The sequence below is a fragment of the Sinomonas sp. P10A9 genome (genome assembly GCF_041022165.1).
GTDB classification, from domain to species: domain Bacteria; phylum Actinomycetota; class Actinomycetes; order Actinomycetales; family Micrococcaceae; genus Sinomonas; species Sinomonas puerhi.
The window spans coordinates 1,454,824-1,480,787 of the sequence record NZ_CP163302.1; the positions used below are offsets into that span (position 1 = coordinate 1,454,824).

Below are 25,964 nucleotides of genomic sequence, written 5' to 3' on the forward strand. Positions count from 1 at the left end.
TCTCGCAGCGGGCGGCCGGCGGTGATCTCGTGGTCCTGTCTGCTGCAAATCGTTGGGACGGCATCCGCTTGGCTGACCAGCAGTTGGCGGTCGGACTCTCAAAGCTGGTGCCGGTCATGTACGTTGATCCGCCGGAATCACCGGCCGTGAGGGTCCGATCCGGGGGCTGGCGCGCGATCGCCCGCCGAGAGCGAGTTCGATGGCTCAGCCCCACCCTCCTGCGCTTCACACCGGAGGGCATGCTCGGGGTGTCGAGGCCGAGGATAAGGGACGTGAATGCAGTATGGTCTGCGCACCAGGTTCGCCGCGTCGTCGCCGGCCTCGGGGCCAGGGTCGTCGCGTCCCTTGAAGCGAATGTCCTCAGTCCCATCTCGGGGCGGATCGGCGAGGAGCTCAGGGTCTACTGGGCCCAGGACGATTTCGCCGGCATCGCTGCCCTGATAGGCGGCAGCGCTGAAGCGTACGCGCGCGCAGATGCGAGCCTTGCACGGGCCGCCGACATCGTGATCGCCGCGAACCCGCATGTTGCGGGTGAGCATGAAGCCAAGGGCGCCCGGCCCCGGACGATCCCCTTCGGATGCGACGCAGATCACTTCGCTGCTGCCGCGGATTGCGCTCCGGCCCGGGACGTCATCCGACGTCGTCCGCTCGCAGTGTTCATGGGTCACCTAGGAGACCGGATCGACGTGACGCTTCTCGAACGCCTCGTGCACGATGGTGTCGGCCTGCTTCTGGTCGGGCCGCGGCACTTCCGCGCCGACTTTGCGCGGTTCGACGCCCTCCTCGCGCATCCGAGCGTTCAATGGGTCGGAGAGCAGGCGTTCGATTCTCTGCCAGGCTACCTAGCGTGTGCCGATGTCGGCCTGGTGCCCTACAACCACTCTCGCTTCAACATCGGCAGCTTCCCGCTCAAGACGCTCGAGTACCTCGCAGCGGGTCTGCCCGTCGTCTCGACGTCGCTGCCCGGTGTCGAGTGGATTGGCTCCGAGGACATCACCTTCGCCGATGACCCGCAGAGTTTCTCATCCGCCGTCCGGAGCGTGGCGTCGGCCGGCAGGAGTGCCGCAACCGACCGTCGTCGGCGTGAGCTTGCGGCCAGACACAGCTGGGATGCCAGAGCACGCGATTTCGCATGCGTCATGGGCATCACGCAAGCCGCTCGCCACGACGGGGGCGCTCTGCGGAGGCCCCTCGGAAGGGTGGGAGAACCGTGAGGCTGAGAACCGTTCTAAGGGCTCTGCTGCGCAGATGGTATGCGGTCATTGCAGGGCTTCTGGGTGTGGCAGGTTTGTGCGCCTACCTCTACGGCGTGGTCCCTGCGGACTACAAGACCTCCGGATCCGTGGTCCTCCTTCCCTCCTCCGAGGCGGTAGGTCCCGGCGGGAACCCGTACTTGTACCTCAACGGGCTCGGGCAGGCGATGGACGTGCTTACTCGCAGGCTTTCGGCACCTGATGCGGTTGAGCGCCTCACCCAAGGACATCCGATGGCGTCCTATGTTGCAGCAGCCGACATCACCTCAGGCAGCTCCATCCTTGTTGTTGCGGTCAAGAGCAGGTCGGCGAACGAAAGTGCCGATTTGGTCCAGGCCATCCTCGCTGACGTTCCGTCCGAGCTCGCCTCGATGCAGGACGAGCTCAGGGTCCCTGCACAGTCCCGTATCTCCTCAGTGAGAGTCGCGCCGCCGCCGGCTCCGGTGATCGATTCGAAAACACGGATCCAAGCCGTAGCCGCTGCGGGCGTGGGGAGTCTCCTTGCGCTTGTGCTCCTCATCGCGATGCTTGACAGTCTGCTGTTGCGGTATGCACGACGTCGGTCCGCACGGGCGCGCATCGAACCGACCGGCGCGGGCACGGGTGGGACGGTACCCCTCTCGACCGACGCCCTTGTGCTCGTTCCTGTGCCGGCGGGCGAGGCCCGGATCGAGGAGGAGATGCGGGGCCTGGAACCCAATACTGCCCCGCGGAGGCGAGATCGGCGGGCATTCGGTGTCCAGCGCTGACGTTCTCATGTCTCTCAGGCGCCGCTGGTACGTAGCGCTCGTTGGCCTCATGCTGACGACCGTGGGGTGGCTGGTGCTCTCACCAGGACAGCACGTCTACTCGGCGCGTGTCACTGTGACGTTCCTTCCGCCGGGTCAAGGGCCCGTCTCCCAGTCGGATGACTCCAAGATCCCCACCCTCGTCAACTTCGCCGCCATGGTGCGCCTGGCCTTGCCGTCAGACACGGGAAGCGCCGCAGACCGTGAATCCTTCGGGGGCTCGCTCGTCGGCGCAGGAGTCAGGAAGGGCTTCGCGGTTCTGCTTCCCAATGCAGGAGGCCAATGGTCCAAGTGGTACAACCAGCCTGTACTCAGCGTTGAGGCCGTCGATGCTACGCCGCAGGACGCCGAGAGCCAGGTGCGCCAGCTCACGGGCCAGATCGTCGAGGCCTCGGCTGATCTCCAGACGAGACTCCAGATCCCCCCCGCGTCGCGGGTGACAACCTCATTGAGTGCGGTCGAAGTGGTCGATGGCGGAGTGAGGCCGTCCACGCGGGCGCGGGGTGCCTCGGGCCTGATGGGGCTGGGGGCATTTCTCTCTGTTCTGGGCGCTGTGTCCGTCGACCGGTGTGCGCGGTGGGCGGCCATTCGCCGGCTCGCGAGATCACCGATCCCCTCGACCTCCAACCTCACGGGCGCGAGGCGATGAACATGCGCGGTTTCGCAGCACTGCGTCAGCACCTCGATGCGGTGAGCATGCTCACCCTGTTCCTCCTTGCGTGCGCCGTGCCCTCCTATCTGTCGTTCACCGTGATCGGGTCAGTCGGCAGGCCCAGCGTCCTCGTATGCCTGCTCATGTTCGCATGGTGGCTCGCCCATCAGCTTCAGCGGCCGTTTGCCGGCCACATCGAGCTGCAACCGGTGCGTTGGATGCTCCTGCCTTTCGTCGGTGTTGTTCTTGCAAGCTACATCGGCGCGATGTTCAGGGGCCTCCCGGAGGCGGAGGTGAGCCCTGCGGACAACGGGCTGCTCAGGGTCCTTGCGTGGTGTGGCCTCTTCCTCGTTGCCCATGATGGTCTGCGTACGTGGGAGCACATTGTCGTGTTGGTTCGGCGCGTCGCGTTGGCGGGTGGCCTGATGGCGCTCTTGGGCCTTCTGCAGTTTGGGACGAAGAGATCGCTCCTGTCGTGGCTGGTCATCCCGTGGATGAGCGGTGACTACGGTGGGGTCGATCAGCGGGCGGGATTCGTCCGCGCCGCAGGCACGGCTACGCACCCCTTAGAGTATGGTGCGGTTCTCTCCATCACCCTGCCGCTCGCGGTCGCGCTTGCTGTAGCGGATACAAAGCGCGGTCCCGTCCTGCGCTGGGGACCCGCCGTCCTCATCGCCAGCGCATCAATTCTCTCGGTGTCGCGCTCAGCGCTCATCGCCGTGGTCATTGCCACTGCGGTGCTCGCGGCGTCCTGGACGGCGAGGCAGCGTGTGATCGTTGCCGGAGTGGGAACAGGCCTCTTCGCTGCCGTCTATTTCCTGGTCCCGGGGATGGCCGGAACAATTGTCGGGATGTTCAGCGGTGCAGCCGACGACTCAAGCGTGGCATCGCGTGTCAATGGGTATGACGTCGCGTTCGGGATGGTCCAGCGGCTTCCACTCTTCGGGCGTGGGTTCGGCACCTTGATGCCGAGCTATGTGTACTTGGACAACCAGTACATCGGCGTCGTCGTGGAGCTGGGCCTCTTCGGCCTTGCAGCCGTGCTGGCCTTGATCATCGCAGGAATTGTGACGCCGTGGCGGGCGCGGAGGTTCTCCCCCGATCGCCTCACGGAGCAGATTGGGGCGGGGGTTGTTGCCAGCGTTTCGGCGGGCGCGGTGACTTTGACTTTCTTTGACGGACTCGCCTTTCCATTGTCCTCTGGATTCCTCTTCCTCGTCCTGGGGGCGGCGGGGGCCTATCGCCGCATTTCACGGGCTGGCCGAGCGTGGCATGCGGTGGGCGGCTCTAAGGCAGCCGCCCACCCTGCGGAAGAGATGCCATGACTTGGCTCATTGACGTGATCGTCACCCATCCTGGAGGGTTGGGCTCTCCTGGCACGGCTCGCCGGGCGCGGGTCACGGGTGCTCGATGCGCGGCCGCTTAATACGGCGCCTCTTTGAAGGTATGCCGTTTCCGATCGGGTCCACGAATCCGCCTATACGCACACGACCTCGATGTGCCGTCGCCCGTGCTGGAGGACCAGCTTGCACTCCTGGGATCTGATGCGGACTGATGGGGGTTCGGGATCTCAGGGAAGGGATGCCTTCAGCCAGAAGATGTCGTTAGCCGGAACCGAAATGGCCAGGCCCCCGCCTCGCACGGACGGGATGGCCGCATGTGCCACGGCGGAGTCCGGGCCGAGAAGGGCCAGCTCGGCGCCGTGCAGCTGTGCGCCACCCGCCGTCACAACGAATCGCTGCGCCGACCGGGTGGGGTTTGCTCCCACGATGTTGACCTGTCCGCTCGGTTCGTCCAGGAATGCTTGGACTTCGAGTGCGGGTGCTCCACTCGCGCCCACATGCACCGTGCCTGATGGTAGTGCCCTGATGAACAGAGAGAGGACCGAGAAGGCGCTTCGGGGGGAATAGGTGCCCGAACCGGGATCATACTTCAGCGCACCCCAGTACCCCATCGCTCCGTGGTGCTCATAGTAGCCGTCCCAGGCGTCGTACATCTGCGCCCCGTTGACGCCCTGGCCGACGAGGCTCAGCAGCATGCGGGCCATGCCGAAGGCTTGGTCCCAGGTGTCGGCCGGCGCGGCACCCGAGTCGCAGCCGTCGCACCACGCGTTGAACTCAGTGGCCCATACGCCTGCACCTGCGGCGGCGCCTTTCGACACGGCGTCCGGGACAGATGCCGCATCGCCGGAATACGTATGGATGCCGATGCGCGCAATCTTGCCTGAGACGTACGTGTCTGCAACGAGCGCGGGGACATAATCGTCCCGCGCGCCTTGAGCGCTGGACGTGTCCGGGACCACGAACCGGACGTCTCCCATTCCGAGGGCATCGAGTCGGCGTCCGAGCTTCCCCAAGAGCTCCGTCATCTGGGAAGGCCCCACGTTGGGGCCTTCGATTCCGTTGGTATCGGGCTCGTTGAGCGGGCTCACTAGGGAGAGCGTGAGCCCTCTCTGCCTCCTCCCGTAGTCGAGGAGCGATGCAATCATGCGCACCCAGAAGTCCTCCTTCTCGGGGAGGACCTGTGTTCCACCCATCCACGGCGAGACGGCCCCCATGACACTCAGCGAAACCGTCTGGCCCTTGGAGGACTCGATATAGGCAATGGTGTCCCAGAGGTCTCTCATCTTCGGCGTCTCGTAGATCCGGCGGTAGTAGCTGTCATCGATCACGTCGGCAGGGCCGATTTCGGTCGGCTCCCAGTCGGCCTTCTCGATGATGACTCGCCAGACCATAGGTCCGAGTGCTGTGTACCGGTCGATCGCTGCTTTGAGCTGCCCGCCTTTCCAACTGTGGACGTTCGCGTCGACCCCGAGTCCAGTCAGAGGCTGGAGCTTGTGAGACAGATCAACGGTGAGCGGTCCCGTCGTGGACGGTTCACCGTCGTCGGCGGAGGAAGACGATGGCTGCACGGTGGGCAAGGTGTCGGTCGGGAGGACCTGCGGCGCCGTTGGAGGCGGCGACGCCGACGAGGGCGACTCCGGACCAGGCGCTGGTCCATGACAGCTGCTCAGGAGGAGGAGCCCCAGTACCGCCACCGCGAGAGCATGCCGTCGCACGCTGCTGTGTGCGTTCCGAGTCATGGAGTGTTCAAGACCAGGTCGACCCAGTAGTTCGTCGCGTTGTAGCTGCTTGTCGGGAACCCGGACGTTCCGTACTTATACAGGCCGTTGAGGTGGCTCGCGGTGCTCGCAAGCCCGTGCAGTGGCGGCGCATCCGCCGATGTCGCGAAGTAGTTCCCAGTGGCCGAGTAGAAGCCGTTCGGTGCGTAGTACGAGACCACGTAGGCAGTGTTCGCCGAGATCGCGACCGGGCCTGAGAGCGTAGCGGTCTGCCAGCCGCTCGAGGTCTCGCCACTGAAGGTCACTGTTGCGAGCAGTGTGCCTCCCGCCGTCCAGAGGTGCCCGATGTGTGTCCCCGTATTCTGGGAGCCCTTGTAGAACTTGATAGCGGTGACCGACCCGGCGACATCGGATGTGAATTGTGTACCGAGCTCGACCGCATTCGCGTCGTTGACGTTGACCGTGGAGGGAAGGGACGAGGAACTGAAGATGCTGCATGGGCAGCTGTACACCGTGGCTCCAGTCGTGAAGCTCCAGGAGTACGCGGACGTCATAGTCTGGCCGGTTGCGCTCTTCACCCCGGACACGGCGGCGGTGTAGGTCGTGTTCGCCGCGAGCGCTGCACTCGGGGTGAGGGTGTACGTCCCTGTGGCGGAGAGGTTGCCGGTGCTGCCCGCGACCGCGGTGCCGCCGCTGGGCGTGAGCGTGAACGAGGCGGACGATGTGTCGACGGCCTGGTCAAAGGTGGCTGAGACTGGGGAACCCGTCTGGACCCCGGTGACTCCCTGAGACGGTGCGGTGCTCAGGACGACGGGCGCGGCTGGGGAACCCGGATTGAGGACGGCGTCGACCCAGTAGTTGGTCGAGTTGTACGTCCCGTTCGGGAAGCTCGAGGCCGAGCCGTAGGCATAGACCCCGTTGCCGCCGCTCGAACCGCTGGCAAGTCCTACGATGGGCGTCGCCCCCAGCTGGGTAGAGAATCCGTTGCCGGTGTCGGAGTAGTTGCCGTTCGGGGCGTAGTACGAGACCACGTAGGTCGTATTTGCTGTCACCGCAACCGGGGCGGAGAAATAGGCCTGCTGCCACCCTGATGCCGATTCATTCACGAAAGTCACTGTCGCGAGCTTTGTGCCGCCAGCTGACCAGAGGTTGCCGACGTGCGTTCCGGTGTTCTGGTTGCCCTTGTAGAAGCGGACGCCCGTGATCTGCCCATCGATCGTGGTCTGGAACTTCATGCCGAGCTCGACCCCGCTTGTGTCGCCGGAGTTCGCCGTGGCGGGCGTCGCGCTGGACGGGAACACGGTGCACGGGCAGCTGTATCCCGGAACAGTGGTGAAGCTCCAGCTGTAGGGAGACATGGTCTGGCCTGTCGAATTGGTTGCCCCGCTCACCGACGCCGTGTACTGGGTGTTGTTCGCGAGGGGAGCCGACGGGGTGAAGGTCGCCGTCGTCGTCGTGCTCGAGTAGGACATCGAGCCGGGGATGCTCGCTCCGGACGCGTCCTTGAGGACGAACTGGATCGAGGAGGACGATACATCCTGACTGAAGGTCGCGGTCACAGCCGACGTCACGGCGACGCCTGTTGCGCCGGGGGGCGGATTCGTCGAGGAGACACTTGGGGCTGGCGGCGCGCTGGCCGTCGTGAAGGTCCACGAGTATGGGCTGGCCATGGTCTGCCCCGTGGAGTTCGTTGCGCCGCTCACGGTCGCCGAGTAGGTCACGCTGTAGGCAAGCGCGGTGGACGGTGTGAAAGTCGCCGTGGTCCCATCACTGCTCAGCGCCGTTGTACCCGACACCGAGGCCCCGCCGCCGTCTTTGAGGGTGAACGTCACCGAGGATGCTGTCACCGCCTGATTGAACGTCGCGCTCGGCGTGATGGCAACTGCGATGCCTGTCGCCCCCGACGCCGGCGCAGTCGACGTGACTGCGGGGGCAGGGGGCGGCGCCATGGTCGTGAAGGTCCAGGTATAGGGACTGGCCATGGCTTGTCCGGTCGAGTTGGTGGCTCCGCTCACGGTGGCGGTGTACTGGGTGCTGTACGAGAGGGCGGACGACGGCGTGAAGGTCGCTACGGTTCCGTTGCTCCCCAGCGCCGTAGTTCCAGAGACGGCTGCGCCGCCCGCGTCCTTGACCGTGAAGGTCACCGAGGACGCTGTGACGGCCTGATTGAACGTTGCGCTCGGCGCGGTACCGATCGCCACGTTGGTCGCACCCGCGGCCGGCGCGGTCTGCGTGATAGCCGGTGCTGCGGTCGCCGAAGGCGTGAAGACGGGGTCCACCCAGTAGTTCTCGGCATTGTAGATCTGGTTGGGGAAGCTCGAACTCGGGCCGTAGTTGTAGAACCCATTGGGCGATCCCGGGACGCTCCGGGTGAAATGCAAGGGTGCGGAGTCAACCGAGTCGCCACCAGCGGGCTGCGGAGACGGGTTGTTGTAGAACCAGCCCAAGTCCTCGGAGTAGTGGCCCTTGGGGGCGTAGTAGGACACGATGTAGCGCGTGCCAGCGGTGACTGTCACTGGCTTGGAGAACGTGACCGACTGCCAGCCGGAGGCCGTTTCTCCCGTGAAGGTCGCGCTGGCGAGGAGTGCCCCAGCCGTGGTCCACAGGTTGCCGACATGGGTCCCCGCGTTGGTGCCAGCCTTGTAGAACCGGACGCCGGTCACCGTGCCGGTGACGTCGGAGTAGAACTGCGAGCCGAGCTCCACCCCGCTCGGGTCGCCCGCGTCGGCGACTGCGGGCTTCATGCCAGTCCCAAGGATCGAGCAGGGGCACCCCACACTCACGGAGCGTCCCGACCCGGGCGTCTCGAGGTTGCCGCTGTCGTCCACTGCGCGCGTCTGGAGAGTGGTCGACGGGCTGCCGTGGGCTACCCACGAATAGGTCCAGTTCGTCGTGCCCGTGGCGGGGTGCCACGAGGTTCCGCCATCGGTAGACACTTCCACTCCCGCGACCACGCCGCCGCCCGTATCGCTGGCGGTTCCCGAGACGGTCACCGTGGTGCCGTCGGCCACGGAGGCGCCCGATGTCGGAGAAGTGATGGTCGATGTCGGCGCCGTTGCGTCCGTCGACCCCGCGGCGGCCTTGATGCCGGGCAGCGGGGTGACGGGCTGGGAAGCCATGTCCGCCAGCAGGTTCACCGTGGCCTGCTGCATATTGAGGTCGGTGTTTCCGTTGGTCGTGAAGTTGTCCAGCCCCCAGGACCATTGCACCGTTCCTGCCCCAAAGACGAGCGCGCCGCTCTTGGCCCGGTATTCCGTGAGGCTGTGGGTGGCGGTCTTTCCGGTAGCCGTTGTGCTTCCGTAGTCCGTGAAGACTTCCGCGTTGGTGTTGGTGGTCGAGGACAGCGCGAACAGGCCAGCTGGCCGGGAGCCGTTGTCGGCGTAGATGTCCCACTCGTATCCAAGCGTTCCGAGCCCAGATCCGAGGGTCGCGGTCTGGCTTCCGGTGAGTGATGAGATGGTTGTGTTGCGCCACATCCGCAGGCTGGCGTATTTGGCAGGGACCGTGATGTCGGTCGTCCCGGAATTCACGTTGTAGAACTGGCCCGTCAAGGCATTCTGGGGATTGCCCCCACCGCCTGAGGTTCCGAACCGGGGGTCAGCGTAGGTTCCGGTCCACGTCACAGGGTCTGTGGGCGCGTTGAAGTGGGTGTCCTTGTAGGTGACCAAGGTCCGCCCGGCCGTCGTGGTGCCGGCCTGGCTGGACTCCCATCGGGTGCGCCAGAACAGCTCGTTGCCCGAGAACATGGCCAGGTTGACGCCATGGTCTCGGGCCGCCTCGAGGTTGGTCCGCTGGTCGTACGAGACGTACTCATCGTGCCCAGAGGTGACAATCGTCTTGTGGTTGAGCAGAAGGGATCCGCGTGAGGCCGTGTCAATGCCCGCCATGTAGCTCATGTCGTAGCCATTGGCCTCGAGGAATCGGATCATCGGCAGTTCCGTATAGGTCAGCCAGCTACGTCCCTGATCGTCCAAGCCTGTGTGGAAAGGACGGTTGTACGAGACCTTGAACGCGGCCTTGTATGCAAGGGGGTTCCCGGGCGGGCAGGCGACATTGCACTGGTAGAGGCTGTTCCCGCCGTAGGTGTTGTAGGCCTGCCAAGTCTCATCCGAGGTCTGGAACGCGATAGCGGTGGTTGCCGCGTCGTTTCGTACGACGAACGTGATCCAACTGCTGCCACCAGTGTCATTTCGGATGAGATGGGCGATGTAGACGCCCGAAACAGCTGTGGTGGGAACGGTCCACGAGGCGGAGACGGCCCAGTTCCCGCAGTCGACAAGGCCGGTGTCGGAGAACGTCTGGCACGCGGGCTGGCTCTGCGGCAGTGTGGCGCTCGGGAGAAGGTTGGCGGCAACCTTGCGCGCGCCGTTGCCCTGGTAGTAGCCGAGCCGGAGGACATCGAAGTGGTAGGCCTTGGCATTGGTGCTGACCTTGAACTGGACCGTTTCGCCCACGTTCACGCTCATCTGCGTCGCGTAGCCCTGGATGGTCGAGTCGCCCGCGCCGGAGATCATCCAGTCGCTCTGCGGGGTTCCACTCTGGGTGTTCTCGCAGGCGACGGCGCTGGCTACCGGGGCGGTGCACGGATTGGAGGCCGCCTGAGCTGTAGGTGCCGAGACGACCGGCTCAATCCCGACGAGCAGGGCCGAGACGAGCAGCGCGGGCAGCCAAGCGGCGGCCGCCCGATGCACGGTCCGCCACAGGTGCCCCCGGAGCGTGCGGTGGTGTGAACGGACTGCTACTGGCTTGCCCACGGTGACTCCTCATAGGACCGGGTGGAGCTCTCTGGCACATGGCGGCTCGAACCCGCAGGACGAGCCAATCGGCGGGGTCCCAGCACCCGCAGCCAAACGATGAACGTGAGCATGCCGATGATGCCTCCCGTCGTGTTCGTGACGACGTCCCGTACGTTGCCCGAGCGTTCGGAAAGGAAGAAAGTCTGGACGGTCTCGATGGTTGCGGACACCCCGCAGCAGATCACGACGGCAAGCCAGCGCCTCCCGCGTGGCAGGAGCTGCGCGATGAGGAAGCCAACAGGAACGAAGATGGCCACATTGGCCGCGGCATCGATGGCACTCGCATGCAGCCACCCAGGGAGCGGAATCCCCTTGAAGCTCGGCCCGACGGGCGCGAAGACGACCGCGGCCACCGCCAGACCGTACACCGCAAGCGCCCACCAGGCCGTCCGCCGCCTCATCGCCGGCTGCTCTCGTCGCGTTCCCAAGGGTGCGCGCCGCGTGAGCTGATCCCGCCGGGCTGCCGCCGCCCTGCGAGGGCGAACATCGCGTACACAGCGGCATCGATGGCCGACGCCGGCCCCCGCACCGAGGCGAGGAGCCCACCCAGGGTGCGCCCCGGCGTCGAACGTCCCCCAGAGGCGGAGGGCGCCCGGTAGACCCGATGCAGGGTGGAGACAAGCGAGCCCGCCGTGCGAGGGGGGCGCACCACGACGGGCTCGCAGCTGATGAAGGTCTTCTGATCGGGTTCGAACACGGTGTCGACGAAGTAGTCGTCCGCGGCGTCGTAAGGAAACGCGCCGAAGGCCGCATGCCCCGCCTCAGTCATCGCGTAGCAGCCGGCGCCCCAGAGCGCGGCACGGTTCGAGGGGACTCGGACCCGCGCACGGTAGTACGCGGCGACGAGCGGCTTGCATGCCGAGGTGTCGTACCGGAAGTCCGGACGACCGGCCAGGTACCGCCCGCGGCCCAGTTCGGTTAGCACGCTCTTCAGGGCCGCGGACGGAATCTCGATGTCTGCGTCGAGGTAGACGCGGGGCCAGCGCGTTGCGATGGCATCGGCCGCGTTGAGGGCACGAGCCTTGCCAGGCTCGGCAAGATCGAGCACGCGCACGCCGGGGAAGCCAGCAGCGATCTGTGCGGTCCGGTCCGTGCACGCGTTGCACGCGACGATCACCTCGACCTGGCCGCTCGCGAGCGCGGGGCGGAGGCCTTCGAGCGTCCGCGTGATGACGCGCCCCTCGTTGTGCGCCGGGATGATGACGCACCCCTCCGGATGTCCACCGTCGTGCGGGCTCGGGTACGGTTCTGCGTGCGGCAGCCCGCTCCATCGGCCAGGCCGAAGGATGACGCCGAGCGTGTGCCGGTGCCCGGCGTCAGCGGCCCGGAGCGTCTCGCGCATGACGACGGCGGCCGTCGCCAGGGCGGTGGGCAGCCCTGGGTGGTTCTTGCGCATGTAGCGGATCCTGTTGACGGCCATGAGGTCGGCGAGTCCGCGCGACGAACCGCTTCCGGCCCCGGAGTGCATGACCCGCGCGCCCGGCTCGAACCAGACGTCGAAGCCGCGCTCGCGCAGCGCCCGGCAATAGTCCGTCTCCTCCGAGTACATGAAGTACCGCTCGTCCCACGGCCCGACGGCGCGCGCGGCCTCCGCGGATACCATGAGCGCCGCGCCGGTGGCCCAGTCCACCATGTGGGCGTGGGCATAGCTCTCCGGGTCGTAGTCGGTTTCAGCACTCCACTGAGGACGACGGGGGAGCCGGGCCCCGAAGAGCGCGTCGCCCCAGGCCCGTGCCGCGGTCGGTTCGCGGCGAAGCGACGGGTGGGGCGCGCCGTCGTTCCCCAGCATGAGCGGCACCACGGCGCCAGCCCCGGCCCGCAGCCGCGCAAGCATCGCATCGACGGCCCCGGGCAGGACGGTCGTGTCGGGGTTGAGTACGAGGTACCCCCCGGCGTCGCCTGCGGCGGCCATCGCGGCATTGATCCCGCCGGCGTACCCGAGGTTGCCGCCGGTCTGGAACGCGACGACGTCCGTGAAGGCCTCGCTGCCGTGGGCGAGCGCGTCGAGCGTCTGGGAATCCGGGGAGTTGTCGGCGACGACCACGCGCAGCCGGACGCTGCGCGCCGCGCTGCGCAGAGAGTCCAGGAGCGGCCCGATCGAGTCGGCGTTGTTGTATGTCACGACGAGCGCGGCGACGTCGGCCGGCTCGTCTGCGGGGACGAATCCGCCGTCGGGACGGGTCCGTGGGTGGAGGGGTTCGCGCCCTCGGCTGGCTGGATGGGCGGCCAGAGCCGCCGTGCGTGCAGCCGAGGCGCGTGCTGCGTCCGAGAGCGCGACTCGCGTGCCAGCAGCCGAAGCGCTGTTCCGCCGCAGTCGTGTGTAGGCCTCGGGCCCCTGGACGAGATACCGCTCCGAGAGCCGGCCCGGCTCGAGGGCGAGCCTCCACGCCCACTCGAGCCCGTGCTCCGCGACCCACGACGGCGCCCTCCGGACCCGCTCGGCGAGGAAGTCGACCACAGCTCCGAAGGCGAGCAGCACTCGCGCACCGGTCTCGCTGCCGTGCTCGGCGATCCAGAGCTCCTGGCGGGGCTTACCGAGACCCACCACGAGCAGGTCTGTCCTGGCGTCGGCGATCGAGCGGGCGACGGCGCGTGACATCTCCGGGTCCTCGAGTTCGCCGCGGCTGGGGGTCCAGAAGCCTGCGACGCGCAGGGCCGGGCGGCGCTCGGCCAGGCGTCCGCGGAGGAGGATGTGGGACTCAGGGCTCCCGCCGAGGAACCCGACTCTCAGCCTGTCCTCCTCGGCCCGGTCAAGGATGGGCTCGATGAGGTCGCTGCCCGCGAGCCGCGGCCACGGCCGCCCGGTGATCCGCTCAGCTTCAGCGGCGAGCGGCGCGCCGTCGAGCAGCGTGAGCCACTCGAGGTCAGCGGCGCCCTCAAGGCAGTGCTCCCAGCGCCCACCCGAGCCGAAGTGGTACACGTGGTCAAGGTTGGCGGAGACGACTCCGAGGGGAACCCGCCCGTCGAGGCACCCTCCGAGGATCGCCTCGACGGCATCTTCGGCATCCAGGAGCGTCACCGTGGTGCCGCCGAGCACGACGGTCCCGCCGGGCACGACTGCGCGGTCCCCGTCTTGTGTGGTCCGGCCCGGCTGGACCTCCGCGCTCACGGCCCGACCCTCCGCAGGTGTCCGTCCGTCTCCTCATACCGGACCCCGGTGGCAGGGCACAGATAGGCCGAGCCGCGCTCGGTGGGGCCCTCCTCCTTGAGCCGCTGCCCTGCCTCGCCGACCCAGCCGATCCGGCGTGCCGGCACGCCCGCGACGAGCGCGTAGTCCGGGACGTCCTTCACGACGACGGCGCCGGCGGCAACCATGGCCCACGCACCAATCTGCAAGGGAGCGACGCACACCGCCCGCGCGCCCACGGAAGCGCCCCGGCCGAGATGGACGCCCACCGACGTCCAGTCGTCGGTGTCCTTGAGCGTCCCGTCGGGGTTCACCGCGCGCGGGGTGAGGTCGTTGGTGAAGATCGCACCCGGCCCAAGGAACGCCCCGTCCTCGATCACGGCGGGCTCATAGACGAGTGCGTAGTTCTGGATCTTGCAGCGGTTTCCTATCCGAACGCACGGGCCCACGTAGACCCCGCGGCCCAGGATGCATTCGGCACCGACCTCGGCGGCCTCTCGGACGTGGGCGTACTGCCACACCACGGTGTCGTTGCCGATAGCAGCGGTCTCCGCGACCTCTGCCGTCGGGTGGATCCGGGCCATGGCGCCCCTCCAATGCCGGTCTCATGGGAGGTCTCTGCCCTCCCGTATCCACGGTCCGAGGCCGGAACCGGGGCGGACAAGGAGGTGCGGGTGAAACGCGTCCTTCCGGAGCGGGAATCGCGTGGTGGCCGCCCCCGGATCCCTGCGCGGACAAGTAGGAAGCCGTGCATGTCCAAGTAGTCACGCGTAGCCGTGTGCGCTGCCCTGCGTACCGGAGGCGGAGGGCGCCACGGGGGGGCGCCGAAGAAACCGTAGAGGCCATTCCAATTGCCTGTGTCGCCTCCTATCCTGATCGAGTCCCACATCGTGGCTCCGAAGTCGAGCCGCCGCGCGGAGGGGGTCGCTTGGTGACGGCTCGCGTCATTCAGACACCGGAACGTCGGATTCAACTCCGTTCAGCGTGGCCGGTCCTTGTGATCCTCGCTGCCGCGGCCGCTCTGCGGTTCTGGCAGCTGGGCAGCCAGCCGCTGTGGATGGATGAGGTTGCGTCCCTGCGCAATGCGGAAGCACTGACGTCCTCGGGCCTGTCTGGTTTCGCCGCACAGGACCACGTGGCTCCCCTCTCGGCTGTCTTCGACAGCGCCTCAATTGCTATCGGTGGAACCGGGGAGTTCTGGATGCGGCTGCCGGCGGCAATGGCCGGAACCTTGGCGGCAGGGGCGACATACGTTGTCTCGCGGCGGATCCTCGGGGACCCGGGCATCGCATTCGGGGCCGGATTGTTCGCGGCCGTCGCGCCCTTCGCCGTCTGGTTCGGCCAGGAGGCGCGCATGTACTCGCTGCTCCTGCTCATTGCCAATGCGTACGTGTGGGCCTGCTGGGGGCTCATTGACGGAAACATCCGGCGCTGGGATTGGGCCCTGATGGCTCTTACCGCGGGCTTGGGCTTGTGGACCCATCACTACATGGCCCTGCTCATCACCGCATTCGGCGTGTTCATCCTTGCGCGGCGGGGATTCCGCAATCGAAGCCTTTGGACGTGGGCGGCGACCCAGGCCGTCGCCCTGGCCGCCTTCGTGCCATGGCTGGTACTCACCGGTGGTCAGGGCAACGCGACGGGCTTTGAGAAATCGGGACAGTTGTTCTGGCTGCCCTACACGCTCTTCTCGGACGTGGCGGGAATGAGCCTTGGCCCCTCGACGCGTGATCTGCGGCTCAGCGGCACGGCTCAAGTGATCATGCAGAACGCCCCGTCCATCGCGTTGGTGAGTGCCGTCCTTGCGGCGATTGCGGTTGCCGGCGTGCCTGTCCTCTGGCGGCGCAGCAGGGCCGCGGCGGCCTGGATTCTCTGCTGGGGCTTGCTTCCGCCGACCCTTGCCATCGCGCTGACCTTCGTCGCTGACGTCAGCTACAACAGCCGCTACGCCATCACCTCTTTCCCTGCAGTGGCCATTCTCGTTGGTGCCGCGGGCTCACGCCTTACCACCGTCTGGTCTGCTCGGGTCGCGGTCGCGCTGACCGCCTGCGTCGTGGCCTGGTCGCTCTCGAACTGGTACACGGACCCCCACTATGCGAAGGACGATCTCCGATCACCGGCCGTGACGCTCGCACAGCAGATGGGGCCGAACGATGTCCTGGTGGTGGACAACATGCACGCCCTGCCCTCGCTCGAGTACTACGGCTGGCGCTGCAGGCCGTCGGATGTGGTGGTGAGCTCTCCCGAGGGCACGAAGGCGGCTGCCCGGGACCTGTCGACCCACATGGAGCCTCGCACTACATGGCTTCTGGTCTTCCGACCCTGGGAACTCGATCCTCAGGGGTCGCTGCTGGCTGCGCTGGGCGAGGGGCGAGGCGTCGTCGCCGGCGCGTGGCCGGGCAGCACCCTCATCCGGTACGCAGGGAGCGGCCCGGTGTCGGCGGCCAGCGGGCTAACCGTTGGTTGCCTTGACTGAAGGGATCCGAAGGGTGCGGCGCTCTCGACCTGCTGCTCCCGACCGGCCCCTTCGCCGGCGCTAGCCGCCCGGTTTCTGGATCGGCGTTAGCCGTCCGCCTCCCGCTCGAACGCATCCGGCACGCCGTCGCCGTCGGCGTCGCCTGCTTCGACCGACTCGAGCTGCTGGACGCGCCGGAAGTGCCGGTTGCGGGCGCGGAGCACGACGGCGGCGAGCAGCGCCGCGGTCAGGGAACCGGCGAGGATCGCGGCCTTGGCGTGTTCCCGGTGGGCCGACGCCTCGTCGAAGGAGAGCTCAGCGATGAGGAGCGAGACCGTGAAGCCGACGCCCGCGAGCAGGGCCAGCCCGAGCACATCGACCCAGGCTAGGTCGGGGTCCAGATCGGCGTGCCGGGTCTTGGTCACGAGTAAGGTAGACCCGAACACCCCCACGGCCTTGCCGACCACGAGGGCCGCCGCGATGCCGATCGCCACGGGGTCCCGCACGGCCGAGGCCACGCCGTCCCACCCCCCGAGGGCCACACCCGCGGAGAAGAAAGCGAAGACTGGCACCGCAATGCCGGCGGAGAGCGGCCGCAGGCGTCTCTCGAGGTGCTCGGCGAGGCCGGGCCCGGCGTCGGGACCACCGGCCTCCTCACTGCGCAGCACCGGTACCGTGAACGCGAGGAGCACCCCGGCCACCGTCGCGTGCACGCCGGAAGCATGCACGAGCCCCCACGTTGCGAGTGCGAGCGGCAGAAGCAGGTACCACGAGCGGATCCGCCGCTGGACGAGGACCGCGAACCCACCGAGTGGTACCAGCGCCAGCGCGAGGTAGAGGGGCTCGAGGCCGGAGGAGTAGAAGAAGGCGATGATGCCGATCGCGATGAGGTCGTCCACCACGGCGAGCGTGAGCAGGAACGTCCGCAGCGCCGCCGGCAGGTGCGTGCTGATCACCGCGAGCACGGCGAGCGCGAAGGCGATGTCTGTGGCTGTGGGGATTGCCCAGCCCCTGAGCCCGTCCAGTCCCTGCCCGGCTGCGCCGGCGCCCAGGCTGACGCCGATGTAGATGAGTGCGGGAACTGCCACGCCGCCGCACGCCGCGACGATCGGCACGATGGCCTTGGCTGGCCGCCGCAGGTCTCCGGCCACGAACTCCCGCTTGAGCTCGAGCCCTGCGACGAAGAAGAAGAGCGCGAGCAGCCCGTCCGCGGCCCAGGCTCCGAGACTCAGGTCCAAATGCCAGGGCGCGTAGCCGAAGCGCAGGTCCCGCACGGCCGCGTAGGCGCCACCCGCAGGGGAATTGGCCCATACGAGCGCGGCGACGGTGGCGATGAGGAGGAGTGCACCGCCGACGGTCTCCTTCTGCAGGATCTCGGCGATGCGGCGGTACTCGGGGTAGCTTCCGCGGGTCAGTATGCGGGCGGACGGACGACGGCGCGCGGCCGGGTGGTTCATGCCTGGTCCCATCGGTCGGGGGTTTCCTCGCGGGGAGGACGAATCACACGCCGACCAGACTTCCCGGCACACCTGACAATGATTCTATCGCCAGATACGCAGGATGCTCCGGCCACCGCACGCGGCGGCCGGAGCATCCTGTTCGCCTTCGGCATCGTCCCGGACGTCCCCCGCCCCGGAACAGCCGTCTCTCTCCGAGCAAACCCCTCAGGGTGGGTCAGGAGAAGAGCGTCCTGACGCCCACCACGGCCACCGCGACACCCAACGTCACGGAGACCGACACGAGCAGCAGGTGGACGGTCAGGAACCGCGTTGCGCGGCCCTGCTCATCCTTGGCCCGCGGATCCTTCATGATCCGGCGGAGGAACTGCGGCCACACCACAAGGTTCCACACGCCGGCCACGATGAGCAGCCAGGACAGGGCGACGGGGAGCTGCATCAGCCGATCTCCCCGGCGAGCCAGGCCTCGGCCTGCGTCGCCTGGAGGTTGAGGGCCTTGCCGACCATCGGCTCGGCCGCGGAGGCGATCTTGCCGCCGAGCAGCGGCACGGAGGAGGTCACGGTGCCGTTGAGCTCGATGCGGGTTGCCGCACCTTCGGCCGCGAGGCGCTGGACGGCGGCAACGTCGACCGGGGCGCCGGCGACCTTGACCTTGATGTCGGCCTGACGGGAACCGTCGGCCTCGGGTGCGCCCCAGGTCTCGGTCTGCGTGACGTTGAGGAACTCGCCGACCACCTTGCGGGCGATCTCGGGCAGGCGCTGGGTGGGGAGCTTGCGAACGACCGTCGCGGTGAACGCGCCGGCCACGTCGCCGTCGACCGAGAACGACTCGAGGCGGCCGCCCACGAGCTCGCTCACGTGGCGCTGGAATGCCTCGTCGGCGAACACCGCCGCAACGCGTTCGACGGAGAAGTTGAGGGTCTGGCTGGCTGACAGTGCCAAGGGGGTCCTTCCGTAGCATGGGGTGTTCCGGAGGTGATCCGGGGTGGGCGCGGGGGCGCGCCGAAGACCATCCTAGGGTGCCCAGCGCGCCCTCCCGGACCCCGTGACCGGCAGGGCCGGACCAGTGGCGGCCGCATTGGCTAAGCTGGAACCGCCCCCGCCACTCACGCCAGTGCCGTTCTCCCGTGGCGGGGTTGTCGTGTTGTCACCTGCGCGGACCGCATCCCGTGCGAGTTGAGGAGCCAAAGTGTCTGTTGACGTCGTGCGCCCAGCGAGCCGTGAGGGCGCGCCCATCCTCGAGGGGCTGCGGCGCGCCGTCGCCGAGGACCCGAGCATCGCGCGGCTGCAGGGGTACGCGTCGAAGCCCGGGGCGAGGCGGAGCCAGGACCTCCAGATCGTGGCTCCCACGGGTCTGCGGCCCGTGGTCCTGGCCGACGTGGTCGAGGCTGTCCCGGAGCCGGGCGCCGTCGTGCTCGCCGTGACGGCGACGGAGCGCGAGGCGGAGGATCTGGTCTCGGCCCTCGGCGCCTACCTGCCCGCGGGATCAGTCGCGCTGTTCCCGAGCTGGGAGACCCTTCCGCATGAGCGGCTCTCGCCGCGGTCCGACACGGTGGGCCGGCGGCTGGCCGTCCTGCGCCGCCTCGCGCATCCGGAAGACGACGCCGCGCACAGCACACCCCAGCAGCTCCGGGTTGTCGTTGCACCCGTGCGGGCGGTTCTCCAGCCGCTCGTCGCCGGTCTGGGCGACCTCGTGCCCGTCTCCCTCGCGGTGGGCCAGGAGGCACCGTTCGACGACGTGGTGCGCGCGCTCGCGGATGCTGCCTACGCCCGGGTCGACATGGTGAGCCACCGGGGCGAGTTCGCCGTGCGGGGCGGCATCATCGACGTCTTCCCACCCACCGAGGACCACCCGGTGCGCGTCGAATTCTTCGGCGACGAGGTCGAGCAGATGCGCCTCTTCGCTGTGGCGGACCAGCGCTCGCTGACGGGCCCGAACGTCCACCACCCCGCCGTCCTGTTCGCGCCACCGTGCCGCGAGCTGCTCATCACCCCGGCCGTCATGAGCCGTGCGGCGAAGCTCAAGGACCGCCTGCCCGCCGCGGCGGACATGCTCGAGAAGATCGCCGGCGGGATCGCCGTCGAGGGCATGGAGTCGCTCGCGCCGTTGCTCGTGGACCGCATGGTGCCGTTCATCGGCCAGCTTCCGGAGGGCTCGCTCGCGTTGGTCATGGAGCCCGAGAAGGTGCGTTCCCGCGCCCACGATCTCGCGGCGACCAACGAGGAGTTCCTGGCCGCGGCGTGGGCCACGGCGTCCGACGGCGGCGCCGCGCCCCTCGACGTGACGCTCGCCGCGGCGGCCGGGGACGGCCAGGACGCCGCCGAGCATGCCGGCCGACTCGAGGACGCAAGCTTCGCGACCCTGGGGGAAGTCCGGGCGGAGGCCCAGGAGCGCGGCGTCACGTGGTGGTCCCTGACGTCCCTCGGCGTCGATGCCGAGACGGTCCTCGATGTCGACGTGGTGACGGTGGCCGCCCGCGAGCCGCGCGGCTACCAGGGCGATGTGGCCGAGATGATGGACTTCATCGGCGGGCGTGTGCGGGACGAGTGGCGGATCGTCGTCGCGACCGACGGCCCCGGCCCGGCGCAGCGTCTCGCCGAGCTCTTCCACGATGCGGGCATCCCGTGCAGCCGCGTCGACGGCCTCGAGCGGGTCCCTGATCCGGGCATCATCGAGATCACGACGGCGCCTGCGGGCCACGGCTTCGTCCTCGACGGGCTCAAGCTCGGGCTGCTCACGGAGACGGACCTGCTCGGGCGGGCGAGCGCTGCGGGGACCCGCGACATGCGGAAGATGCCCTCCCGGCGGCGCAACGCCGTCGACCCCCTCTCGCTCCACACGGGTGACTTCGTGGTCCACGAGCAGCATGGGATCGGGAAGTTCGTGGAGCTCGTGCAGCGCAGGATAGCCGGCGGCGGGCACAGTGGCGGCCACAGCGGGGCGGCCGGCTCGAGCGCGACGCGCGACTACATGGTGCTCGAGTACGCCCCGTCCAAGCGCGGGGCGCCCGGCGACAGGCTCTTCGTCCCGACTGACCAGCTCGACCAGGTGACCCGCTACGTGGGCGGGGACACGCCGTCGCTCTCCAAGATGGGCGGAGCGGACTGGGCCTCGACCAAGTCCAAGGCCAAGAAGGCCGTCAAGCAGATTGCGGGGGAGCTCATTCGGCTCTACTCGGCGCGGATGGCGTCCAAGGGCCACGCCTTCGGGCCGGACACGCCGTGGCAGCGCGAGCTTGAGGAGGCATTCCCTTACGTCGAGACGCCGGACCAGCTCGTGACCATCAACGAGGTCAAGGCGGACATGGAGCGCGAGGTGCCCATGGACCGGCTCGTGTCCGGGGACGTGGGCTACGGCAAGACGGAGATCGCGGTGCGGGCCGCCTTCAAGGCCGTGCAGGACGGCAAGCAGGTGGCGGTCCTCGTGCCCACCACTCTGCTCGCGCAGCAGCACTTCGAGACGTTCTCGGAGCGCTTCTCGGGCTTCCCCGTGCGCGTCCGGGCGCTCTCCCGGTTCCAGAGCTCAGCGGAGTCGAAGGACACGCTCGAGGGGCTCAAGAGCGGCTCCGTGGACGTTGTGATCGGCACGCACCGACTGCTCTCCAAGGAGGTCCAGTTCAAGGACCTCGGCCTCGTGATCATCGATGAGGAGCAGCGGTTCGGGGTCGAGCACAAGGAGGAGCTCAAGAAGCTGCGCACCAACGTGGACGTCCTCGCGATGTCCGCAACGCCGATTCCGCGAACGCTCGAAATGTCCCTGACCGGGATCCGCGAGACCTCCACGCTCGCAACCCCTCCCGAAGAGCGCCATCCCGTCTTGACGTACGTGGGCCCGTACACCGACAGGCAGGTCTCGGCCGCGATCCGGCGCGAGCTCATGCGGGAGGGCCAGGTCTTCTTCGTCCACAACCGCGTCTCGACGATCGAGAAGCAGGCGGCCGACATCCGCGAGCTCGTGCCCGAGGCGCGTGTCGAAGTCGCGCACGGCCAGATGTCCGAGTCGCGGCTTGAGCAGATCATCGTGGACTTCTGGGAGAAGCGCTTCGATGTGCTCGTGTGCACCACGATCATCGAGACCGGCCTGGACATCTCCAACGCCAACACGCTCATCATCGACCGCGCTGACTCGTACGGACTCTCCCAGCTGCACCAGCTGCGTGGGCGCGTCGGCCGCGGCCGCGAGCGGGCCTACGCCTACTTCCTGTACCCGGCGGAGAAGCCGCTCGGCGAGGTGGCGCTCGAGCGGCTCAAAGCTGTCGCCGCGCACAACGAGCTCGGAGCGGGCATGCAGCTCGCGATGAAGGACCTCGAGATCCGCGGCGCAGGCAACCTGCTCGGCGGGGAGCAGTCGGGCCACATCCAGGGCGTCGGCTTCGACCTCTACATCCGGCTCGTGGGGGAGGCCGTGGCCGACTTCCGCGGCGAGGCCGAGGAGAAGGTGGCCGACATGAAGATCGAGCTGCCCGTCAACGCCCACCTCCCGCACGACTACGTGCCGGGGGAGAGGCTCCGGCTCGAGGCCTACCGCAAGCTAGCGGCCGCGACCGATGACGCCGGGATCGATGCGGTCATGGAGGAGCTCACGGACCGGTACGGCGAGCCGCCGGCGCCCGTGCAGAACCTCGCCGCCGTGGCCCGCTTCCGGGTCCGTGCCCGCGCGGCGGGCCTGACGGACGTCGCGCTCCAGGGCAACATGGTGCGCTTCGCGCCCGCCGATCTTCCGGAGTCGAGGCAGATGCGGCTCACCCGCATGTACAAGGGCGCGCAGTACAAGCCCACACTCAACGCGGTGCTCATCCCGAAGCCCAAGACCGCGCCCGTGGGCGGACGCGATCTGGTGGACGGCGACATCCTCGCGTGGGCGGATCAGGTCATGGAGGCGATCTTCGCCCCCACACCGGCCCCGGCCGCCTGACCCCCGCTTCACTGAGGCCGGGTGAGATCGCACAGAAACGCCCGCCGGCCCCTCACGGAGAGGAGGCCGGCGGGCGTCAGGCTGCGGCGGCGGCGGTCAGCGGCGGTGCTCGTCGCCCGCGTTGTTGTGGGCGAAGAACGTCATCGGGATGCCGAAGGTCGCGGCGAACAGGAAGATGAGCACAGCCATGGGCCACACCGTCGTGAAGTCGAGGAACTGCACCACGTACAGCCCGACCAGGAAGATGACCATGAAGATCACGAAGAGGATGATGCTGCCGCCCAGGGGGTTCGGCTCAAGAGGGCGGTTGTACTGTTCGTCGGACATGTCTCTCCTCAACGCTTTGTCTAGTAGCCGGCTGTCAGTATCCGGCTGCGCCGGAGCCACCGGTAACAATGGCCACCCCGGAGCTCGCGCCGATCCGGGTGGCACCTGCTGCAATCATAGCCCGCGCATCCTCGACGCTCCGCACCCCGCCGGAAGCCTTGACTCCGATGTCGGGACCCACCGTGGCACGCATGAGGGCGACGTCCTCGACGGTCGCCCCGCCCCCGTTGAACCCGGTCGATGTCTTGACGAAATCCGCGCCAGCCTCGACGGCTGCCTCGCAGGCGAGGACCTTCTGCTCATCGGTCAGGAGCGAGGTCTCGATGATGACCTTGAGGATCGAGGAACTGCCGTGCACGGCCTCGGCGACGGCCTGGATGTCTTCCACCAGCGTCCCGCGGTCGTTGGCCCGTGCGGCGGCGATGTTGATGACCATGTCCACCTCGTCCGCGCCGTCGAGCGTGGCCCCGCGTGCCTCGAAGACCTTCACATCGGTCGGCGTCGCGCCGAGCGGGAAGCCCGCCACAGCGCACGTGAGCACGCCCGAGCCGCGCAGGGCCTTGGTCACGGTCTTGACCCACACGGGGTTCACGCACACCGACTTGAACCCGTACTGCACGGCCTCGCTGCACACCGCAAGGATGTCCGCCTCGCTCGCCTCCGGCTTGAGGAGGGTGTGGTCGATGTAGCCGGCAAGGTCCGCGGCAGGCAGTGCGGGCTCGGTAGACACGTCGGCGTCCTTTCGCTTGGGTCATCCCATACTGGCACATCCCCACGCGCGGACCCCGGCGACATTCGCCCAGGACATGATTGCCACGCCTCAGGGAGTGTTGACCCGCAGACGATAGCCGCGCTTCACCACGGTCTGGATCAGATCCGCCGACGGAAGAGCGCTGCGCAGCCGGTTGACGGCCATGTCGAGAGCGTGGTCGGACGCCGAACTGGACACGAGTCGGGCGAGCGTCTCCCTCGAGACGACCGCGCCTCCAGCATCGAACAGGGCCTTGAAGAGGAGCATCCCGGTGGGGGCGACCTGGAGGCTGCGCCCGTCGATCGCCATCGTCCGGCCCCGCAGCTCGACCACGCCCTCCGGGGTCTCGAGCCGCGCGACCTGCCGCAGGGAGAGATGATCGGTCACGAGCTTGATGAGGGCGCCCATGCGGAAGCGGTCAGGCACCCAGGGACGGAGGCCCGCGGCCACGAGGGGAGCGGCCGTGACTGGACCGACCGCTGCTGTCGCGACGCGCTGCCGGAGCGCGGTGATGAGCCGCGGATAGACTCCCAGCTCGTGCGCCGTGCTGAAGAAGGCGTCGACGGCGGGAGCGCTCGTGAACGTCACGACGTCCAGCTCGCCTTCGCACACGGCCTCGATGAGGCCCTGGAGCCGATCGGCACCCTCAGGCCGCACCCAGCGGTATGGCGTGACCGTGATGAGCTCGGCACCCGCATCGCGCAGCCGGTCGAGCTGGACCCTGTCGGTGTAGCCATGGAGCTGCATGACGACGCGCTTGCCTTCCAGGACGCGGCCCTCGAGCCCGCTGCCGTCAATCCCGCTGCCCTCGAGCCGCCCGCCCGCGTCGTGCAGCACGAGGTCCACGAGCTTCGCGGTCGTCTCGTCGGAGGAGATCCCGACATCCGTGAGCCCCGCCGCGCGCACGGCTCCGCGCGCCTTGGGCCCGCGCACATAGATGCGGGATGCGCCCAGCGCGTCCTGGAGGTCCTCGCCGAGGCCCGCCGCGTCGGCGACCTCGAGCCAGCGGCGCATGCCGTAGGCGGTCGTCACGATGGTCAGATCGGGCCGGGACGCGATCGTGAGGCGTGTGTCGTCGAGAACCGCGAGGTCCTGGCCGACCGGTGCGATCGTGAGGACCGGGGCATGCATCACCTCCGCACCACGGCGCTCGAGCGCCTCGATGAGGTCCTGCGAGCGCCGGTGGGACGTGACGCCCACGCGGAACCCCGCGAGCATCGTGCCGAGCTCGGGATCGGGTGACTGTGCCATGCGCGTTGCTTCCCTCGGAGGCGTAGACGTCAAGGGGTGACTCCCCCTGACTCCATCATGAACGCAGCGGCCATCCCGCGCAGCTGGCCGGCAGCTGCCTCGTCCGCCGTGCTTCCGCTCCCCGCGAGCCGGACCACCTCGCCGATCACGATGACGGCGGGGTTCGCGCACCCGGCCGTGTCCGCCTCCGCGCTTCCGAGGGCGGTGACGGTGGTGCGCTGGCCCGCAAGGTGGCCGCGTTCGACGACGGCGAGCGGCATCTGCGCGGACAGCCCGGACCGTCGCAGCCCGGCGGCGAGGTGGGGCAGGTTCGCAATGCCCATGAGCACGACGACGGTGCCTCCTTCCGCCGCAAGCCCGGCGAGGTGGAGGTGCTCCGCGTCGGTGAGCGGGGCGTGCCCCGAGATGACGGTGAAGGAGTGGCTCACGTTGCGGTGCGTCACCGGGATGCCGGCCGCCGCCGGGACCGCGATCGAGCTCGAGATCCCTGACACGATCCGCACGGGGACCCCGGCCTCGGCACACGCTGCCGCCTCCTCGGCCCCCCGGCCGAACACGAACGGGTCCCCGCCCTTGAGCCGCACCACGTTGGCGGGGCGCCCGTTGACGCCGACCAAGGCATACTCGACGATGAGCCTGTTGATCTCCCCTTGCGGCACCTTGTGGTGGCCGGGGAGCTTGCCGACGTCGACGAGGCGCGCTGTCGTGAGCTCCTCGAGTTCGCGCCACGGGGCGAGCCGGTCGAACAGGACGATGTCCGCGTCGCGCAGGGCCTCGACGGCGTCGACCGTGAGGAGGCCGCGCGAGCCGGGGCCGCCGCCCACGAGGGCAACGTGCCCGCGGAGGCCCGCGGGCGGTTCCGTGACGAGTGGCACCCCGAGCCTGCGGTAGTGGTCCAGCACAGTCGACCACGCGCCGTCGTGCGCGGCGTGGCTCCTGGGGGACCGGCCGACGACGGCGACGAGCGCGGGCCTCGGCGGGACTGCCGCTGAGCTCATGTAGGACTCGGGCGAGTCGAAGAACGTGATGTGTGCGCCGGCCTTCCGGTAGCGCGCGAGGACCTGACGGGATTCGTCGGCGTCGCCGAGGACGACGACGGGAAGGCCCTCGAGTGACAGGGTGAGCTCCATG

The 25,964-nt window shown here is 68.3% G+C and carries 18 protein-coding genes; 6 read left to right on the forward strand and 12 right to left on the reverse strand.

Annotated elements, in window-relative coordinates; translation table 11 throughout:
• Positions 1 to 272: 272 nt before the first annotated feature.
• Genes AB5L97_RS06590 through AB5L97_RS06605 form a run of 4 tightly spaced genes read left to right on the forward strand, consistent with a single transcriptional unit; the run spans position 273 to position 4,018 of the window.
• Positions 273 to 1,214, forward strand: a complete 942-nt coding sequence (locus AB5L97_RS06590) for a glycosyltransferase (RefSeq protein ID WP_369046943.1) — start codon at positions 273 to 275, stop codon at positions 1,212 to 1,214.
• Entirely contained in the window at positions 1,211 to 2,002 is a 792-nt protein-coding gene (locus tag AB5L97_RS06595; protein ID WP_369046944.1) for a hypothetical protein, read from the forward strand. The genes AB5L97_RS06590 and AB5L97_RS06595 overlap by 4 nt, the downstream gene beginning before the upstream one ends.
• Before the next feature lie 7 nt (positions 2,003 to 2,009).
• Positions 2,010 to 2,690 (forward strand): hypothetical protein, encoded by a 681-nt coding sequence (locus AB5L97_RS06600; protein WP_369046945.1) that lies wholly within the window; start codon positions 2,010 to 2,012, stop codon positions 2,688 to 2,690.
• A 2-nt stretch (positions 2,691 to 2,692) separates the two neighbouring features.
• Complete coding sequence (locus AB5L97_RS06605) at positions 2,693 to 4,018, forward strand: O-antigen ligase family protein (RefSeq protein ID WP_369046946.1); 1,326 nt, start codon at positions 2,693 to 2,695, stop codon at positions 4,016 to 4,018.
• Positions 4,019 to 4,263: 245 nt separating this feature from the next.
• Here AB5L97_RS06605 and AB5L97_RS06610 read toward each other — a convergent pair whose 3' ends face one another.
• From AB5L97_RS06610 to AB5L97_RS06630, 5 genes are all read right to left on the reverse strand, one after another.
• Entirely contained in the window at positions 4,264 to 5,427 is a 1,164-nt protein-coding gene (locus tag AB5L97_RS06610; RefSeq protein ID WP_369046947.1) for a hypothetical protein, read from the reverse strand.
• Positions 5,428 to 5,771: 344 nt separating this feature from the next.
• Positions 5,772 to 10,508 carry a DUF4082 domain-containing protein gene (locus tag AB5L97_RS06615; protein ID WP_369046948.1) on the reverse strand — a complete coding sequence of 1,579 codons (4,737 nt, stop codon included), beginning with the start codon at positions 10,506 to 10,508 and terminating at the stop codon, positions 5,772 to 5,774.
• Positions 10,493 to 10,951 carry a VanZ family protein gene (locus AB5L97_RS06620; protein ID WP_369046949.1) on the reverse strand — a complete coding sequence of 153 codons (459 nt, stop codon included), beginning with the start codon at positions 10,949 to 10,951 and terminating at the stop codon, positions 10,493 to 10,495. The genes AB5L97_RS06615 and AB5L97_RS06620 overlap by 16 nt, the downstream gene beginning before the upstream one ends.
• Positions 10,948 to 13,659 (reverse strand): WecB/TagA/CpsF family glycosyltransferase, encoded by a 2,712-nt coding sequence (locus tag AB5L97_RS06625; protein ID WP_369046950.1) that lies wholly within the window; start codon positions 13,657 to 13,659, stop codon positions 10,948 to 10,950. Before AB5L97_RS06625 ends, AB5L97_RS06620 begins: the two co-directional genes overlap by 4 nt.
• Positions 13,656 to 14,261 (reverse strand): N-acetyltransferase, encoded by a 606-nt coding sequence (locus AB5L97_RS06630; protein ID WP_369046951.1) that lies wholly within the window; start codon positions 14,259 to 14,261, stop codon positions 13,656 to 13,658. Before AB5L97_RS06630 ends, AB5L97_RS06625 begins: the two co-directional genes overlap by 4 nt.
• Positions 14,262 to 14,734: 473 nt before the next feature.
• Here AB5L97_RS06630 and AB5L97_RS06635 point away from each other — a divergent pair, with 473 nt between their 5' ends.
• On the forward strand, positions 14,735 to 16,153 hold the full coding sequence (locus tag AB5L97_RS06635) for a glycosyltransferase family 39 protein (RefSeq protein ID WP_369047370.1): 1,419 nt from the start codon (positions 14,735 to 14,737) through the stop codon (positions 16,151 to 16,153).
• An 86-nt stretch (positions 16,154 to 16,239) separates the two neighbouring features.
• On the opposite strand, the gene nhaA is transcribed toward AB5L97_RS06635, so the two are convergent.
• The 3 genes from nhaA to AB5L97_RS06650 all read right to left on the reverse strand — a co-directional run bounded on the left by nhaA (position 16,240) and on the right by AB5L97_RS06650 (position 18,531).
• Complete coding sequence (gene nhaA / locus AB5L97_RS06640) at positions 16,240 to 17,589, reverse strand: Na+/H+ antiporter NhaA (RefSeq protein WP_369046952.1); 1,350 nt, start codon at positions 17,587 to 17,589, stop codon at positions 16,240 to 16,242.
• Positions 17,590 to 17,806: 217 nt separating this feature from the next.
• Positions 17,807 to 18,028: an SCO4848 family membrane protein gene (locus AB5L97_RS06645; RefSeq protein ID WP_307957238.1), complete on the reverse strand. Its 222-nt coding sequence runs from the start codon at positions 18,026 to 18,028 to the stop codon at positions 17,807 to 17,809.
• Positions 18,028 to 18,531, reverse strand: a complete 504-nt coding sequence (locus AB5L97_RS06650; protein ID WP_369046953.1) for a DUF2505 domain-containing protein — start codon at positions 18,529 to 18,531, stop codon at positions 18,028 to 18,030. The genes AB5L97_RS06645 and AB5L97_RS06650 overlap by 1 nt, the downstream gene beginning before the upstream one ends.
• Before the next feature lie 247 nt (positions 18,532 to 18,778).
• Between AB5L97_RS06650 and mfd the strand changes: the two genes are divergently transcribed.
• Positions 18,779 to 22,504, forward strand: a complete 3,726-nt coding sequence (mfd, locus tag AB5L97_RS06655) for a transcription-repair coupling factor (protein WP_369046954.1) — start codon at positions 18,779 to 18,781, stop codon at positions 22,502 to 22,504.
• Positions 22,505 to 22,600: 96 nt separating this feature from the next.
• Here the strand turns inward: mfd and AB5L97_RS06660 are convergent, their stop codons facing one another.
• The 4 genes from AB5L97_RS06660 to cobA form a co-directional block, all read right to left on the reverse strand.
• Complete coding sequence (locus AB5L97_RS06660) at positions 22,601 to 22,831, reverse strand: hypothetical protein (protein ID WP_307957241.1); 231 nt, start codon at positions 22,829 to 22,831, stop codon at positions 22,601 to 22,603.
• A gap of 34 nt (positions 22,832 to 22,865) precedes the next feature.
• Positions 22,866 to 23,561, reverse strand: a complete 696-nt coding sequence (gene deoC / locus AB5L97_RS06665; protein WP_369046955.1) for a deoxyribose-phosphate aldolase — start codon at positions 23,559 to 23,561, stop codon at positions 22,866 to 22,868.
• Between the two features lie 90 nt (positions 23,562 to 23,651).
• Complete coding sequence (locus AB5L97_RS06670) at positions 23,652 to 24,833, reverse strand: uroporphyrinogen-III synthase (protein WP_369046956.1); 1,182 nt, start codon at positions 24,831 to 24,833, stop codon at positions 23,652 to 23,654.
• 29 nt (positions 24,834 to 24,862) lie between these two features.
• Entirely contained in the window at positions 24,863 to 25,963 is a 1,101-nt protein-coding gene (gene cobA, locus AB5L97_RS06675) for a uroporphyrinogen-III C-methyltransferase (protein ID WP_369046957.1), read from the reverse strand.
• Between the last annotated feature and the right edge of the window lies 1 nt (position 25,964).

Excerpts from the sequence above, each read along its gene's own strand:
- AB5L97_RS06605 (WP_369046946.1), top strand. The coding sequence starts at position 2,693 with ATGCGCGGTTTCGCAGCACTGCGTCAGCACCTCGATGCGGTGAGCATG.
- AB5L97_RS06610 (WP_369046947.1), bottom strand. The coding sequence starts at position 5,427 with ATGGTCTGGCGAGTCATCATCGAGAAGGCCGACTGGGAGCCGACCGAA.
- AB5L97_RS06635 (WP_369047370.1), top strand. The coding sequence starts at position 14,735 with ATGGATGAGGTTGCGTCCCTGCGCAATGCGGAAGCACTGACGTCCTCG.
- AB5L97_RS06600 (WP_369046945.1), top strand. The coding sequence starts at position 2,010 with ATGTCTCTCAGGCGCCGCTGGTACGTAGCGCTCGTTGGCCTCATGCTG.
- AB5L97_RS06645 (WP_307957238.1), bottom strand. The coding sequence starts at position 18,028 with ATGCAGCTCCCCGTCGCCCTGTCCTGGCTGCTCATCGTGGCCGGCGTG.
- AB5L97_RS06620 (WP_369046949.1), bottom strand. The coding sequence starts at position 10,951 with ATGAGGCGGCGGACGGCCTGGTGGGCGCTTGCGGTGTACGGTCTGGCG.
- AB5L97_RS06670 (WP_369046956.1), bottom strand. The coding sequence starts at position 24,833 with ATGGCACAGTCACCCGATCCCGAGCTCGGCACGATGCTCGCGGGGTTC.
- AB5L97_RS06660 (WP_307957241.1), bottom strand. The coding sequence starts at position 22,831 with ATGTCCGACGAACAGTACAACCGCCCTCTTGAGCCGAACCCCCTGGGC.
- AB5L97_RS06630 (WP_369046951.1), bottom strand. The coding sequence starts at position 14,261 with ATGGCCCGGATCCACCCGACGGCAGAGGTCGCGGAGACCGCTGCTATC.
- nhaA (WP_369046952.1), bottom strand. The coding sequence starts at position 17,589 with ATGAACCACCCGGCCGCGCGCCGTCGTCCGTCCGCCCGCATACTGACC.
- cobA (WP_369046957.1), bottom strand. The coding sequence starts at position 25,963 with ATGGAGCTCACCCTGTCACTCGAGGGCCTTCCCGTCGTCGTCCTCGGC.